Origin of the sequence: Halomicrobium sp. IBSBa, from assembly GCF_017612575.1 — an archaeon.
GTDB lineage: Archaea > Halobacteriota > Halobacteria > Halobacteriales > Haloarculaceae > Halomicrobium.
In genome coordinates this window covers 87,241-102,395 of record NZ_JADPQC010000003.1, presented here as the reverse complement: position 1 = coordinate 102,395, position 15,155 = coordinate 87,241, and the positions used below count along the sequence as shown (strand labels likewise).

The window sequence follows — 15,155 nt, the reverse complement described above, 5'->3', positions numbered from 1 at the left end:
CCCACCACGGTGTAGCAACGCTTTAGTCGACCCCAGCGCGGGTATACGTATGAGCAATCGGAAGGACGTGCTGGCGGTCCTGCGCGAGAACGCCCGCCAGTCGAACGCGGACATCGCCCGCCAGACCGGCCTGACCGAGCCGGAGGTCGAGCGTATCGTCGACGAACTCGAATCCGAGGGCGTCGTCAAGGGGTACACGGCGATTGTCGACTGGGAGGCCGTCGAGGAGGGCGACGAGCCCGTGCGTGCCACCGTCGAACTGAACGTCACGCTGGACCGCGAGACCAGCTACATCGACATCGCCGAGCGGATCGCCAAGTTCCCGCAGGTGAAGTCGCTACGGCTGATTAGCGGAGATTACGACTTCGACATGGAGGTGGAAGGCGACTCGATGAGCGAGGTGTCACACTTCGTCAGCGACAAGATCGCGCCGATCCCCGAGATCACTCAGACCGTGACACACTACATCATGGAGTCGTACAAGGAACAGGGCGTCGAGTTCGGCGACGGCAACGACGACGATCGGCTCTCGATCTCGCCATGACGTTCGAGCCAGCCGACCGCGTCGATCAAGTGCCGCCCTCCGGAATCCGGCGGTTCTTCGAGCTGGCCGAAGAGATGGACGACATCATCTCGCTCGGCGTCGGCGAGCCGGACTTCTCGACGCCGTGGAGCGCCCGCGAGGCCGCGATCGCCTCGCTCGAACAGGGCAAGACCTCCTACACCGCCAACCGCGGCAAGCGAGAGCTGCGCGAGCGAATCGCCGACGACGTGGCCGAGCGGTACGACCTCGACTACGACCCCGACGAGGAGATCCTCGTGACGACCGGGGCCAGCGAGGGCGTCGACCTGGCCTTTCGCGCACTGCTGAACCCCGGCGATCAGGTCGCCGTGGCCCAGCCCTGCTACGTCTCCTACAAACCAGGGGTCACCTTCGCCGGTGCCGACGTGATCGACGTGCCCACGCGCGTCGAGGACGACTTCAAGCTCACCCGCGAGGTCCTGGAAGACAGCGGCGCGGCCGAGGCCGATGCGCTGATCTTCTGCTATCCGAACAACCCCACCGGGGCGACGATGACGGCGGCGGAGCTGCGCCCGGTCGCCGAGTTCGCCCGAGAGCACGACCTGCTCGTGTTCGCCGACGAGATCTACTCGGAGCTGTCCTACGAGCACGACCACACGTCGATCGCCACCCTCCCGGGGATGCGCGAGCGGACGGTCGTGTTCAACGGCTTCTCGAAGGCGTACGCGATGACCGGCCTGCGCCTCGGATACGCGCTGGCCCCGCCCGAGGCGATCGCGGCGATGAACCGTATCCACCAGTACACGATGCTGTCGGCCCCGACGACGCCACAGTACGCGGCGATCGAGGCGCTGGACAACTGCGAGAACGAACTCCGGGAGATGCGCGAGCAGTACGACCGCCGCCGACAGTTCGTCCTCTCGCGGTTCGACGAGATGGGGCTGGACTGCTTTACGGCCAAGGGCGCGTTCTACGCGTTCCCGGAGTGTCCCTGGGACGACGCGGACGCGTTCGCCGAGGCGTTGCTCGAAGCCGAACAGGTCGCCGTCGTGCCGGGCTCTGCCTTCGGCGTGGGCGGGGACGGTCACCTCCGCGTGTCGTACGCGACCGGGATGTCGGACCTGAAGACGGCGATGGACCGAATCGAGTCGTTCCTCGCCGACCAGTAGCGCTCCCGCGATCGGGCCGCTGGCATCGCGGTGGCGACGGCGGGCCGAGTATCAGCGACCACCATCGATGCCGTAAAGCTTTTTCACCGGTAGGGGCAGAGGAAACACAATGGCAATTGATGACACGGGGGGGAGCGGATCCGAAGTCACTCGGGGAGAGGTGACCGAGGATCCGCCGGCCGTGGTCGGTGAGTACACCTGGGAAGATCTTCGGCGAGACCACCACAGTGGTGGTCGGTTCGATCGAAGTCAGTACTTGGGATTCGACCCGAACGACATCGAATCGGTACTGACAGATGCCGCGAGCAACGCCAAGACGCTGAAACAGCCCTTCGACGCCTACGTCGACCCGGAGGCGACGCCGGTCACGAAAGGGGTCTACACGTGGGAACACTTCAAGCAAGAGTACTACTACGAGGAAGACAGTACGCCGCCCACGGACGGCGACGGCGAGAAGATCCCGTTCGACCCCGCCGAGCATCTCGGCTTCGAGCCCGAAAAAGTCGAGCACCGGCTGTCCGAAGCCAGCGGGGCCGCCGACCTGCTGGACAACCTCGTCGAACAGCGGACCGTCGACGTCAATCCGGAACTGGACGAAGACGCCTTCTTCTCGACACAGGAGGGGCACACGACCGTCGTCAACCGCTACGATCTGGAGAAGGCGGTCCCGATGAAGAAGAAGACGCACTTCAGTGAGATCGAGCGCTACTGGGTCAACAAGCCCTACGCCTGCGTGATCATCTTCCACTCTCGGAAGGAAAACGAGAAGAAGTACTACGTCATCGAGCCCTACCACAACGAGATCGAGGACAACCTCAAGGGGTTCCTCTCGAACAAGCTGAAGACCGCGATCAAGTACTCAGAGGACGACGTGATCGTCCAGGGATCGGAGGCCGACCGGGCCGACGTGATCCAGCGAGAGGCCGAGCAGCTGCTGAATCGCTACGATCTGTACAGCGGCCCCGTGGGCAGCGCCGAACTCGGCGTGCTCGATCAGTTCAAAGAGTTCCTGGGCATGGAGGTCGAGGACCAGGCGGTCGGGACCGGCCAGCTCGACGGTATCAGTGCCCGACCCGAGCCGGCCGTCCTCGAAGACGATCCCGAGCAGCTCTCCGAGTACCAGGTCGAGAAGCTGCTGTACGTCCTCAAACGGGACTTCATCGGCTACCAGAAGATCGACCCGGTGAAACACGACATCAACGTCGAGGACATCTCCTGTGACGGCTACGACTCGCGCGTGTTCGTCTACCACACCGACTACGAACAGATCATCTCGAACGTCGAGCACGGTCGCGAGAGCCTCGACGACTTCGTCGTCAAGCTCGCCCAGCGCTCGGGCAAGGGCATCTCGAAGCGCCAGCCCCAGGTCGACGCGACCCTGCCGGACGGTTCGCGCGCGCAGCTGACGCTCGGGCGAGAAGTCTCGGATCACGGGACGAACTACACCATCCGGCAGTTCAAGGACGTTCCCTTCACGCCGATCGACCTCATCAACTGGAACACCTTCTCGCTCGACGAGATGGCGTTTCTCTGGCTCTGTATCGAGAACAACAAGAGCCTCATCTTCGCTGGCGGGACCGCGTCGGGGAAGACGACCAGCCTGAACGCCGTCTCACTCTTTATCCCGTCGAACTCGAAGATCGTCTCCATCGAGGACACCCGCGAGGTCGAACTGCCCCAGCGCAACTGGGTCGCCAGCGTCACCCGACCCTCTTTCGGCGACGACGACAAGGGCGACGTCGACGAGTTCGATCTACTGGAGGCCGCGCTCCGCCAGCGCCCGGACTACATCGTCATGGGCGAGATCCGCGGCGAGGAAGGGCGTGTCCTCTTTCAGGTCATGTCGACGGGCCACACAACCTACACCACCTTCCACGCCGACTCCGTCGGCGAGGTCATCAAGCGGTTCACCACCGATCCGATCAACGTCTCGAAGACGCTGTTTACCGCGCTGGACCTCGTTTCGATCCAGACCCAGACCCGCGTCGACGGCAACAAGGTCCGCCGAAACAAGACTCTGACCGAGATCAACGAGTACTCCGCCGAGAACGACGAGATCAACGTCCGTGACGTCTACGAGTGGCGCGCCGAGACCGACGAGTACATCCAGATGGGCAACTCCAACACCCTCGAAGAGATCAAGTTCGACCGCGGGTGGACCCAGGAGAAACTCGACGAGGAGCTGTTCAAGCGCAAGGTCGTGCTGGCCCACCTCATCGAGAACGGGCTCAACACGTACACGCAGGTGGCGGCGACGATCCAAGCGTTCATCAACGATCCCGGAACGATCCTCACGCTGATCGCCAACGACGACCTGGAGAGTTCGCTGGAGGACCTCCGAGAGATGGAGTCGGTCAAGATCGACATCGACGAAGCCAAAGAGGAGATGGTCCCCAGACCCGAGGCACCACCGGAGATGCTCGACGAGACCGCCGACATCCTCGACAACGCCGGTCCGCTGTTCGAGAAGTTCCAGGAGCGTGAGACGCCGGACATCGTCTCGGCGCTGATGAGCGGCGACGAGGACAGCGAACAGACGGACGACGAGGAGGTGGACTTCGGACAGTTCGTACCCAAAGCCGGCGCGGAGGCCGAAGGCGAATGAGCCTCGACACGCGCGGCCAGCAACAGCTCTCGGGTGGGGCGCTCGGGGACACGTTCTACCCCCTCTTCCAGTGGCTGTTCAACGAGGACGGCGACTTCGTCAGGAACGTCGAGAAGAAGCTCGCACAGGCCCGAATGGCCGACAACGTCGAGATGTTCCTCGCACGCGCGCTGGCGATCGGCGTCATCTCGGGACTGGCGCTGTGGCTCGTGGGCACGCTGATCGGCTACCTCGGCGTCACCTTCCTGCTGGGCGGGACGGGAGCCGAGGCACCGACGTTCATCGGAATTCCGGTGCCAGAGGGAGTCTCGGCCGTGCTCGACGTGATCAAGATTCCAGCGCTGATCCTGGTCACCGGGCTGGTGTTCGGTGTCATCGGCTTCGGTATCGGCTTCGGATCGCTGGTCTCGATCCCGTACTTCCGGGCCAGCGCACGCGAGCGAGAGGTCAACGTCCTGCTGTCGGACTCGATCTCGTTCATGTACGCGCTGTCGGTCGGGGGGCTCAACCAACTGGAGATCCTCCAGGCGATGGCGAAGGCCGACGACACCTACGGAGAGTGTGCAAAGGAGTTCCAGTCGATCGTGCTGGAGACGGAGTACTTCGACACTGACTACCGGACCGCGATCCGCAATCAGGCACTCGAGACGCCCTCGGACGAACTCTCGCAGTTCCTGACCGACATGCTCTCGATCATCAACTCCGGCGGGGACATGACCTCCTTCCTCGAAGACCAGAAGGACAAGCACATGCGGACCGCAAAGCAGGAACAGCAGAAGATGCTGGACACCCTCGAGCTGTTCGGGGAGATGTACATGACCCTGTCGCTGTTTCCGCTCTTGCTCATCATCATCCTCGTCATCATGTCGATGATGGGCGACGCGCAGAATCGGCTCCTCTATGGCACGGTCTACGGGCTGATCCCGCTGACCGGTGCCGGCTTCCTCGTGCTCGTCTCGACGGTGACCCGAGACGAGGTCGGCGACGGCTACTTGCGGCCCGACGGCAAGGACGACGACTTCGTCGTCGACGACGGACTGGGCTTTCTGAACCTCGGACTGGTCGAGAACTACACCGGCCAGTACACGATCTTCGACCGCATCAAGAGCCGCGAAGGGACCTACGAGTTCATGCAGGTGCTCAAGCGCCCGGATCTGTTCTTCCGCGATCACCCGCTGTTCGTGCTGGGCGTGACGGTCCCCGTGACGATCGTCGCGTTGCTCCTCGTCGTCGTGTTCGATCTCGCGCCGATGAGTCTCGACGGGATGATCGCACGACCAGTGCTCGGGACGTTCTTCTGGGTGTACGTGCCACTGTACATCAACCTGCTCCCGCTGGCGATCTTCCACGAGTGGAACGTCCGCTCGCGCAAGACGATCATCGGCAGCCTCTCGGAGAACCTCCGGAAACTCGCCAGCGCGAACGACACGGGGATGACGCTGCTGGAGTCCGTGCAGGTAGTCTCGACGACGTCCGGAGGCAAGCTCTCGGAGGAGTTCGAGATCATGCACGCGAAGGTCAACTACGGTACCAGCCTCAAAGACGCCCTCAGAGAGTTCAACAACAAGTACCACGTCCCGCGACTCGCCCGAACGGTCAAGCTCATCAGCGAGGCACAGGAAGCGTCCAGCCAGATCCAGAACGTGCTCTCGACGGCCGCACAGGCCTCGGAGAATCAGGACGACATCGACCGCGAGCGGATCGCCCGGACCCGGATGCAGGTCGTCATCATCCTCATGACGTACCTGACGCTGCTGGGCGTGATGGCACTGCTGAAGACGCAGTTCCTCGACGTGATGGCGGGACTGTCCGAGAGCGCGGCCAGTGCGGGCGGCAGTGGTGCGACCGGGCAGAGCTTCGGGGGCAACGTCGACACGGACCTGCTCTCGCTGCTGTTCTTCCACGCCGTCACGCTGCAGGCGCTCCTCTCGTCGTTCATCGCGGGGTACATCCGGGACGTGAACATCATCTCGGGAGTGAAGTTCGCGGTGATCCTGCCGACGATCGCACTGATCACCTGGATCGCGGTGGGATAGCGACCTGCACCTACAGCTGGTGATTGAGTATGTCGTACTGTTTTACATCCCTACAGTAGCAAAACACTAATGCCCCACGAGGTAAATTCTGAACTAATCCAGTCGCATCGTCTGGGGTGCGCGTGACACCGATCACTTTCGTATATCGAGGATAGAAAATGTCAAACACTGTAGAACACCACTGCCCGGGGATCACGGACCATCTTGGATGGTATTCGTCGGGTGGGACGGCTACGACGAGTGGCAGTTGTGAATTAGACGATTTCGTGACAATACGAGAGAGTGCAGGTATACTCGGGGGAAGTAAGATTGTCAATACGAAACTATAAGCCGGCGAACGACCGCGGACAGACACCCCAAGACTTCGCAGTCGGAGTGGCTGTGCTGTTAGTGACAATTATTGCGACATTCGGCTTCGTCCAGAGCAGCGTCGTGACGACCTACGACCGACCGGTCAGCGGAGACACACAGGAGTCTGCAGATCGAGTCGCGTCCTACGTAGTCGAGAACTACAGCGTCGAACACAGAGACAACGTCTTACGATTCGACTCATCTGACGGCATAGAACAATCGTTGAATGCAGATACCGACACACTGGACGGGTTACGTGCGGCTGCCGGTCTCGACGTAGCCACAGAGCGGCGCGTCAACTTCTCGGTCAACGTTACGATCGTCGGCAGCGACTCGCTTGCAGACGGTACCCAGAGCCCAGCCACCGGAGTGTCAGACGATTTGACGTGGGGAGAAGCGTACCAGAATCAGGAGGGGGCAGCTAGTACGGCCAGAGCAGTCACCCTCGAAGACGAGAACACGATCTGTTCGAGCAACTGTCTACTGGTCGTCAGGGTCTGGTAATCATGGACAGAGGACAGGCATATACGCTAGAGGGGACGATCGGGGCCATCGTCGTTGTAACTGCTGTTTTGATCGGACTCCAAGCAGTGGATACTGGACAGTTACAGAGCTCAGAAGATAGGGTCTCTGAACAACTCACCACCCAGAGCGAGGACGTACTCACCGTTGGAGCCGAAACGGGTGCGCTGTCCCAGGTTATCCGCTGTTGGGGAGCAGACAAGAGTGTCGTCGACGGTGCGGTCAACAGTGACGAGAACGCACGGTTCGAGCGGATGCTTAATCATACCTTCGACAGACAAAACCGGAATTACAACATTTACTTAACTTACTGGAACAGGTCCGTCGACGATCGCACAGAGCGTGTCATCTCTACCAGCGAGAATCAGGCACTCGCTGCACCGGGACGGAGTACTGCCGTCGCGACCCAGCGAATTACCCTCTACGACGATCAGCAGATTCAGTTCGGTGATGGCTGTACGACACCAGGATATGAGATCGGAGAAGGAGCGTTCAAGATCCCAGATGTCGACACGGAGTCCCCGCTGTACAACATTGTGGAGGTGCGAATAGTCGTATGGTAGCCAATCGTGGCCAACTCCTACTCATTGGAGCAATCCTCTTTTCGGTCGTCGTCGTCGGTGTCGTCATCCAAATGAACGATCTCCAGTACGCCGACTCGACGGCATCGGACTCCCAAACCGATGCAATCGACCGAGCCGCACAGACAGAAGCGGAGACGCGGGCAGCTCTCGGGGGGCTAGCGACCAGAGTGCGTGCCGGAACTGATGACTCGGAGTTCTTGGAAGCATTTCGAAAGAACGTTTCGACCTACCAGAATTACTCGTACAATATGACTGCCACAGGAGGCGCGACATACACGAACGTCACCGTCAACGGAGCGGCGTCGATCAACGAGACCGTGGTGACGCAGTCAAGCGGAGACTATCGGAAACAAACGAGTCCCAGACGGCCCGATTGGGACCTCGTTACCGACGCGGATAGAGTCTCACGTTTCTGGCTCAACGAATCGTCAGTCAAGACTGGTGGAGAGTCGTTCGAAGTTGTTGTTAGCAATGCTGCTGGTGACGAGTGGAAACTCCGACTCAACGGAGTGCCAGTTGCAGGACCAGGGCCTGACGATATCGATATCGTCGTCGAAACACCGTCGTCAACGAATTCAGTTTGCACGAAGTCAGATAGTAGCGACATCGATCTGAATTTAGTCACTGGAACTGGTAGCTGTTCGTTCACCTCGTTTACTGATGTGTTCGACGGACCGTACACGATCAAATTCAACAAAGGAAACAGAGTAGACGATGGAGGATACGAGATTGGTGTCGTCGGCGGCTCTGTAAAGGCGGGTAACTTTGTAGGCACCCCCGACGAACGAATCCTCTATCCCGGTATCGACTACCAGTACCGCAGTCCCTCGATAGCATACAACCGAACCTTTGCCGCAAGGGATATGGGATCATGATGGACAATCGTGCAGTGACCCCAGCAGTCACGCATGCATTGACAATCAGTATCTCAGCTATCCTGATCACTGGCCTACTCGTAGGTGCCGGAGGGTTACTGGACGATCAGCGTTCGTACGTGGTAGAGAATGGGCTAGAAAACATCGGCGGAGCTGTCACGAGCGAACTCGTCAAAATGGATCAGTTCAACACTGATAGCCTCGACGCGGACGTGGCATATACGACGGGCCATCCAACAAGGATTGGGGGACGGACCTACGACGTGATTCTAGAACCGAGCTCACCAAAGTCAACTCTGTACCTCAACGCGACCGGAGAGTCCGAGTTGACTGTACTCTACCGCTTTGAGAACCAGACCAGTATATGTGAGAGTACCGTCGACGGCGGCGAGATCACCATCGCTTTCGACGTCTCAGAATCGTGCATCGAATTGAGGGATCCATAGTCATGAGTGGGACTGATCGAGCTGTGTCCGACACACTGGCGTTTACACTGGTATTTACCATTATCATTACGTCAGTCGGGTTTACTGGCCTTTACGGTATCGACGCCGTTGAAAACATCCGTGACAGTGCACAGGCAAATACGGCAGAACGGTCGATGAGCGACTTCGCGATGGGTGTTAGAGAAATTCAAAACGACGGTTCCCCCCAGCATGTCCAACGATTAGAGCTGGGCGGTGATCGACTTCAGACCACCGACTCGAAGATACGCGTCGAAATCGGATACGACGACGATAGCTACACTAATGAAACTGTTCCGGTCGGAAGTTTCGTTCGTCGGACTGACAGTGACACACAATTGATCTACACTACTGGTGCGACGTTCCGAAAAGAATCGAGGGGCACGATAATCACGGGAACGCCGGCGTTCCGCTGTGGAAGCGACACGGCTCATGCATCGCTCATCGAAGTCCGCGGACAAGTGAGTCAGAGCAGCGATGGTCCCGTAATGGTTCGAACGGTCACACAGAACCGCGAGTCAATCACGCCGCTTCGTCCCGACAAGAACACCAAGAACGTGACCATCAATGTCCGTAGCACGGAGTACCCCGACGCTTGGAACCGACTGTTCGAGTCAGAGCTTACAAAGTGGAGCGGCACAGACGGTCGCTACACATGTGATGGAATCGAACGAGTGGTCGTCCATAATACAATCGTCGAGACGACGGTAAACTGAGGCGGAAGCAGTCAACTTCGGATAGATCTCTCGGAATCGGCATTGGTTCAGACGATTCCGTGAACGGAGACACTGCTTTGTCGGAACTAATCTGAGTGAGAGACGATTTGCGGAACTATCCGAAGAAGATCGTGTTCAGAGAAGAAGCGGAGTTAAGAGTGATTGCGCAATCAAAAGTCCTCGTACAGTTGAGGTCCCGCGGACCGCTGTCGGCCGAAGGAGCCGTCGGGCTTTCATGATGACGATAGTCTCGAAACACGCGCGCGCTCCGCGTGCTTGCCGCGGAGGGGGCTCCGTTCCCCTTCCGTTCGAACGGCGCTTGTGCTGTGTCTAGACATCCTCGGAGTTCCTGAAATGGCCGACCGGCTATCAGTCGGCGACGCCGTCGCCACGCTACACTCGTTCTTTCGGTGTCAGCAACCAGAACAGGTCTCGCATCTCTGAACACCGCACCGAAGAGGTGAAATATACCCGCCAGACTTCGTATATGTGGCGAGAGGTGAAGGTTTCAGTTACCGATCTCGATCTGGCCCGAGTCGACGTTGACTGGCGAGTCAGAGTCAGAAGACTGGTCGACAGTTCCGTCCTCGTGGACGAACAACTCACCCGTCCACGAATCGACGGTGTTACCATCGTCCTCGACTGTCACATGGTACCGGTAATATCCTTCGGAGACTCCCAGAGAAGAGGTATCAAAGGTAGCGTAGCCGGGATATGGTGGTTTGATTTCTCCTTCACCAATTGTCACGGTCTCACTCGCAGAGGTCGTAGTTCCGTCAGATCGATTCGTGATCTGGAGAGTGACATCACGTTCGCTGCCCAGTCCACCGTGGTTGTTGAGTTTGACGCTCAACCGTGGCACAGACTTGCGCTCGATGAGTTCACTCTCGTTATAGGCCGTCAGTCCAACCTCAGTCTGGTTGATTTTCACATGTGATTCGTTTACGTAGACTTGCTGTGGAATAGCACGGTCGTCTTCGGTCGAGATCGTGTACGCGAGTGTGCCGTTGGTATGAGTCGATAGATCGAAGGAGAGCGTGGTGTCGCTGTTGCCCGATAGAGACACGCTGCCAGCACTGTCGACAACCGTGTCGTTACTGCCAGTCACGTTGCGGAGTTCGACAGTCTGGCTATCACTCACGGCACCAACATTGTCGATCGTCGCATCAACAGTGACTGGTTCACCACGTTCGACAGCCGTCGTGTCAGGCGCAAATTCAGAGACCTGGAAGTAGGGCGACGGCGGCGAACCGACAGTCAGTTGCCCCGCGCGGTTCTCGTCAGGTTCGTTTTCGACAGCTACGGTATAGCCGAACGTGCCGGTCGATCCTGTCGGGAGATCGAAAGTCACAGTTGTCTCCTCTCCGGGTTCGAGTGACCCGGTCGATTTCGTCTCGACGGTCGTCCCGTCAAACGTAAAGTCGATGCCTGTCTCTCCTTCTTGTCCACCAGTGTTGTTGATGGTTGCAGTGATCGTCTCGTGCTCACCGCGTCGAACGCTGGCGGGTGCGTCGAGATCAGTGATCTCGTAGGACGGTGGCGGTGAGATTGTCCGGTTCTTCGATAGCACTTTGAACAGGACGATGGCGTCGTTGTAGTCTGGATCTCCGGGCTGGCTGGCCTGGTCGATTGTCGCGTCCCTGTCAGACAGTTCGTAGATCAGGACCCGCTCACCGGGTGCAAGATCAAGATGACCAGTTTCGTTTAGCCGACCTTGCAGCATTTGTTTGACGTTGCGCTGGTAGTCATCAGCCTGTGGCTGGAAATCTTCGCCCCCACGAATGCTCTCACCATCCTTTCTGAGAACTACCCTCTCGTCTTCGCTATCACCGTCGATCGTGAGACGTGAGCCACCACGTCTAGCACACTCTTTACCAACAGCGTCCTGATTACTATTACCAAAATCAATGAGATCCGGGAATCTCACATCTGTGTACTGGTAATAGTCACAGTAGTACGACGTTGCAGTCACAATTGCCCGGTCGTCTTCCTCCAGAGTGGTCGTCTGGTTGTACGGATTCATCCCGTCAAGTAGTTCCTGCTCTGCCTCGGGATGATTGATGTCACCATTGCCCGGGAGTGAGCGCCAGAGTTCGGTCTCAGTCACACTGTTGATTAAGAGAGACATTTCGACGGGATCGTTTATGATACCGAAACGCTGATGTCCTCCGTTGACTCTGAAACTGCCGAGACACGAACGATAGCTCGGGTCACACCAGTCTCGCTGTTTCCCTTCCAGTTCTGCCCCGAGCAACCTGACGCTGACATCGAGCCGCTCGTTAGCAATTATTTTTCCGTCCTCGCTTTCGCTGATCGGTTCTTCAGCCAAGACATCCAGATTCTGAGAGACGGTGTTGTTGTCTGTTTGGACAGTAATTTTGTTAGCCTCGCCGAGAACGAATGTCGGCGACTGTACATCGATAGTAGTGCTAACTGTCGTTGCAGTTCCAGGATCGATGTGTCGATTCGGCGCCGCCAAGATATCACGCTCGGTAGATATTTCGATCGGTTGTGTGTCGTCTACTTTCCCAGTGTTCTTCACGTCAGCTTCGATAGACACCTGTTCGCCCTTCACTACCGGGTCATCCGAGAATCGTACAGATGTAACGATGAAATTCGGATACCGTGACGGCCCAACGGTGAATCCGCCGGTTTGGACCGTATCTCCCGTGTCGATTTTGTACTCGTATGTCCCCGCTGTGGTAATTCTCCCCGATGCATTGACTGTCGCTGTATCACCACTGTCTGCGATCGTCCCCCGAACACTGACTTGCTGGTCGACATCTGTGACGACGTTGCCGTTAGTGTCGTTTCTAATAGTTAGATTGATATCCCGTGTGCCGTCCAACTGGCCGGTGTTGTTGATCGTAGCGTTGAGCCAGAATTTATTCCCAGAGGGCGCATTCTTCGGCGCTTCGGTGTCGTGGATCGTGAACGTTGGACCAGTCCCCACAAAGATAGTTCCCTGCTCGACAGATCCGTCAGTCCGGACAACCCAGCTGTAGCTTCCGTCTGCAGTCGTAGAGAGGGAGTACGTCAACGTCTTCGTTTGGCCGGGATGGAGTGTCAATTTGCTTGTGTTTTTAGTCGAGCCTCCGAACTCGTAACTGATAGTTCGCGTCCCGGTCATACCGCCTTGGTTCTCGACTGTGACATCAACTGTTAGATCGTCACCGATCTGTCCCTCCGACGGCGCTGAGACAGAATCAATGTGGAAGTCGGGTACCTGACTCCCCCCAGTGAATTGGAGTGTCTTCGAATCAGAGTCGTTTTCTGTCGCGATTGTTGCGTCGTATGTCCCGGACGGAACACTCGAACTCATCTTACTGTTAGGGACCTTGAACTTCACCCGATCTGATTCACCACCATTGAGAGAGACAGTCTTTGTGGTCCGTATGATCTCAGACCCTCCGGCGTCTTCGAAGGTGAACGTTACTTCCTGCTCGCCGTCCAGTCCGCCTTCATTTTCGACAGTTCCGTTAACGAGAAGCGGACCGGTATTGCTGTATCGTTTTGCAGTCACGTTGCGGGTAGAAAATTCGGGTAGCGACACGTCGCCGAGTTCAAACGTGATAGAGACATTCTCCCCTGGACTCACTGAACCGCTGGGCTCTACACTGACACGCTTGTCGTTGAACGTATCCTCAGCGTAGCGTACCCATCCGCCAGCGAACTTGCTGTCGTTGATGAATACGGTAGCGTTCTCTACTTGTGCAGGAGCACAGGTTAGGCTATACGATGAGTCGCTACTGACATTTGATGGCGTGAGGTTCGTATACAACAACAACGACAGTTCGTCGTTGATCATGCGTTCCTCAGTACTGTTGACCTGTGCAGTGATTTCGTTGGAGTCACTAATGTTGCCAGCGACCCGCTGGAAACGGACATTGAGACTCCCATCTCTATACGTGAGTGCCGGTGGAGACTCCATCACAGTACCACCCTCTGTAGACTCCCAAACGCCACCACCTTCGTAACCGACTAACGTCCCGTCATCATCTTCATATTGCATCGATCCCAGTGCTCGCACGCCTGAATCACAGGCAGGACTCCCATTCAGCCGTATCCGATAGGTCGTGTCGTTGTTCGTTTCAACGGATCCACGGACACTCTGTGGAACTTCGACTGACCGCGACCCCGCGTTGCTCTCGTTACGTGGTATCGACTGAAACATCGAATCAACCTGCTTAAACATATCCGATACCACTTCGGCGTTCTGCTGGTTTTGGGTGTCCTGAATCGTCGTTTGCCCTGCAGAGAGGAGCAATACTGCCCCAGTTATCGAGATAGCCACCAGCAGGATAACGCCAACGAGATTCGAGACACCACGTTCGTCCAGATTATGTTGACCCCACATGTTTACCCAGTAATCGCTAACCCCTTATTATACTATAGAGACCAAAAACCCACCGGATAGTGAGTGTGCGAATTTAGCTTCGATTATCGATCAATTAGAGGTTACTCACGTCAAACTTGTCGCAGGGGTAGCTCGTATGTAATAGCTAGAGCCGTACGCTCAACCAGTCAGCGGCGTAGGCCAGATGCCACATCGGAAATACAATTGCGATGCAGATCGATGCCCCTACCTTCGCAATGTGCGGCGAATCAGCGGCTAGGCGAACAGAGAGAAAGGGAGTGGACTCGCCGGGGTTCCATCCCGATTCGCACAAACCCTCTCTTAGATTCGACGCACCGCCAGCACAGCACGACGAGGGCCGCCTCCCGCTAGTCGGCGGCGTGCGGCCTGGCTTCCGGGTCGACCCACAAGGGGTCGCTTCCGGCTGTCGGTCCCGATGCGGACGCGATTGGCACTCGCGTCCGTTCCGGGCTCCCGGGCATACGACTCGCTCCTTTCAGTCGCTCGTCGTTCCGGGGTGCCGGGCAGATCGGGACAGCCTCACCAGGCCTTGCGGTGGACGATCGGGGCTGGGGCCAGCAGGAGGGCAGCATTCGAGGTGAGTACTACACGGCAATTTTACACGTACCGTAGAAGTTACGGTATCCAGATGTAAAATCGATATTCGCACCTACAGACTCTAGTTCTGCTATTCTGTGCACAGAGGCGAGCTGTTCCGGACATCGATAGAGACCGAGAATCAGCACTGTTTGAGTAATGCCTGCTAAAATCAAGTCAAGAATGATCGGGTGGGGCCGCCCGGTTCGAACGGCGACTGCTCACCCCCGTGAAGGGGGTTGCGCTGCCGACGTTCGAACCGGCCGGGCGATTGCCCGGCCGACCGCTAACCGAACTGAGAGGGACGGGCGGTCGGTTGACGAAGCGCCACCACCCGATCAGGCCACGGCCGCCGA

10 protein-coding genes are annotated in these 15,155 nt (G+C 57.9%); 9 read left to right on the top strand and 1 reads right to left on the bottom strand.

Going from position 1 to position 15,155, the window contains the following annotated elements; translation table 11 throughout:
• Nucleotides 1–49 precede the first annotated feature (49 nt).
• The 9 genes from IL252_RS10070 (at nt 50) to IL252_RS10030 (ending at nt 9,845) form a co-directional block, all read left to right on the top strand.
• Nucleotides 50–544, top strand: a complete 495-nt coding sequence (locus IL252_RS10070) for an Lrp/AsnC family transcriptional regulator (RefSeq protein ID WP_208627898.1) — start codon at nt 50–52, stop codon at nt 542–544.
• Nucleotides 541–1,692: a pyridoxal phosphate-dependent aminotransferase gene (locus tag IL252_RS10065; RefSeq protein WP_208627897.1), complete on the top strand. Its 1,152-nt coding sequence runs from the start codon at nt 541–543 to the stop codon at nt 1,690–1,692. Before IL252_RS10070 ends, IL252_RS10065 begins: the two co-directional genes overlap by 4 nt.
• 109 nt (nt 1,693–1,801) lie before the next feature.
• Nucleotides 1,802–4,297, top strand: a complete 2,496-nt coding sequence (locus IL252_RS10060) for a type II/IV secretion system ATPase subunit (RefSeq protein ID WP_208627896.1) — start codon at nt 1,802–1,804, stop codon at nt 4,295–4,297.
• The gene (locus tag IL252_RS10055) at nt 4,294–6,333 is read left to right on the top strand and encodes a type II secretion system F family protein (RefSeq protein ID WP_208627895.1); all 2,040 of its coding nucleotides are present in this window, start codon (nt 4,294–4,296) and stop codon (nt 6,331–6,333) included. The genes IL252_RS10060 and IL252_RS10055 overlap by 4 nt, the downstream gene beginning before the upstream one ends.
• A 432-nt stretch (nt 6,334–6,765) precedes the next feature.
• Entirely contained in the window at nt 6,766–7,188 is a 423-nt protein-coding gene (locus IL252_RS10050; protein ID WP_244257038.1) for a hypothetical protein, read from the top strand.
• Nucleotides 7,189–7,190: 2 nt separating this feature from the next.
• A complete protein-coding gene (locus tag IL252_RS10045; RefSeq protein ID WP_208627894.1) occupies nt 7,191–7,769 on the top strand; it encodes a hypothetical protein in 579 nt (192 codons plus the stop codon).
• Nucleotides 7,763–8,665 (top strand): hypothetical protein, encoded by a 903-nt coding sequence (locus IL252_RS10040; protein ID WP_208627893.1) that lies wholly within the window; start codon nt 7,763–7,765, stop codon nt 8,663–8,665. Before IL252_RS10045 ends, IL252_RS10040 begins: the two co-directional genes overlap by 7 nt.
• Before the next feature lie 14 nt (nt 8,666–8,679).
• Nucleotides 8,680–9,111 (top strand): hypothetical protein, encoded by a 432-nt coding sequence (locus IL252_RS10035; protein ID WP_244257036.1) that lies wholly within the window; start codon nt 8,680–8,682, stop codon nt 9,109–9,111.
• Nucleotides 9,112–9,134: 23 nt separating this feature from the next.
• Nucleotides 9,135–9,845 carry a hypothetical protein gene (locus IL252_RS10030; protein ID WP_244257024.1) on the top strand — a complete coding sequence of 237 codons (711 nt, stop codon included), beginning with the start codon at nt 9,135–9,137 and terminating at the stop codon, nt 9,843–9,845.
• Between the two features lie 508 nt (nt 9,846–10,353).
• Here the strand turns inward: IL252_RS10030 and IL252_RS10025 are convergent.
• Nucleotides 10,354–14,202, bottom strand: a complete 3,849-nt coding sequence (locus tag IL252_RS10025) for a CARDB domain-containing protein (protein WP_244257021.1) — start codon at nt 14,200–14,202, stop codon at nt 10,354–10,356.
• Nucleotides 14,203–15,155: the final 953 nt, after the last annotated feature.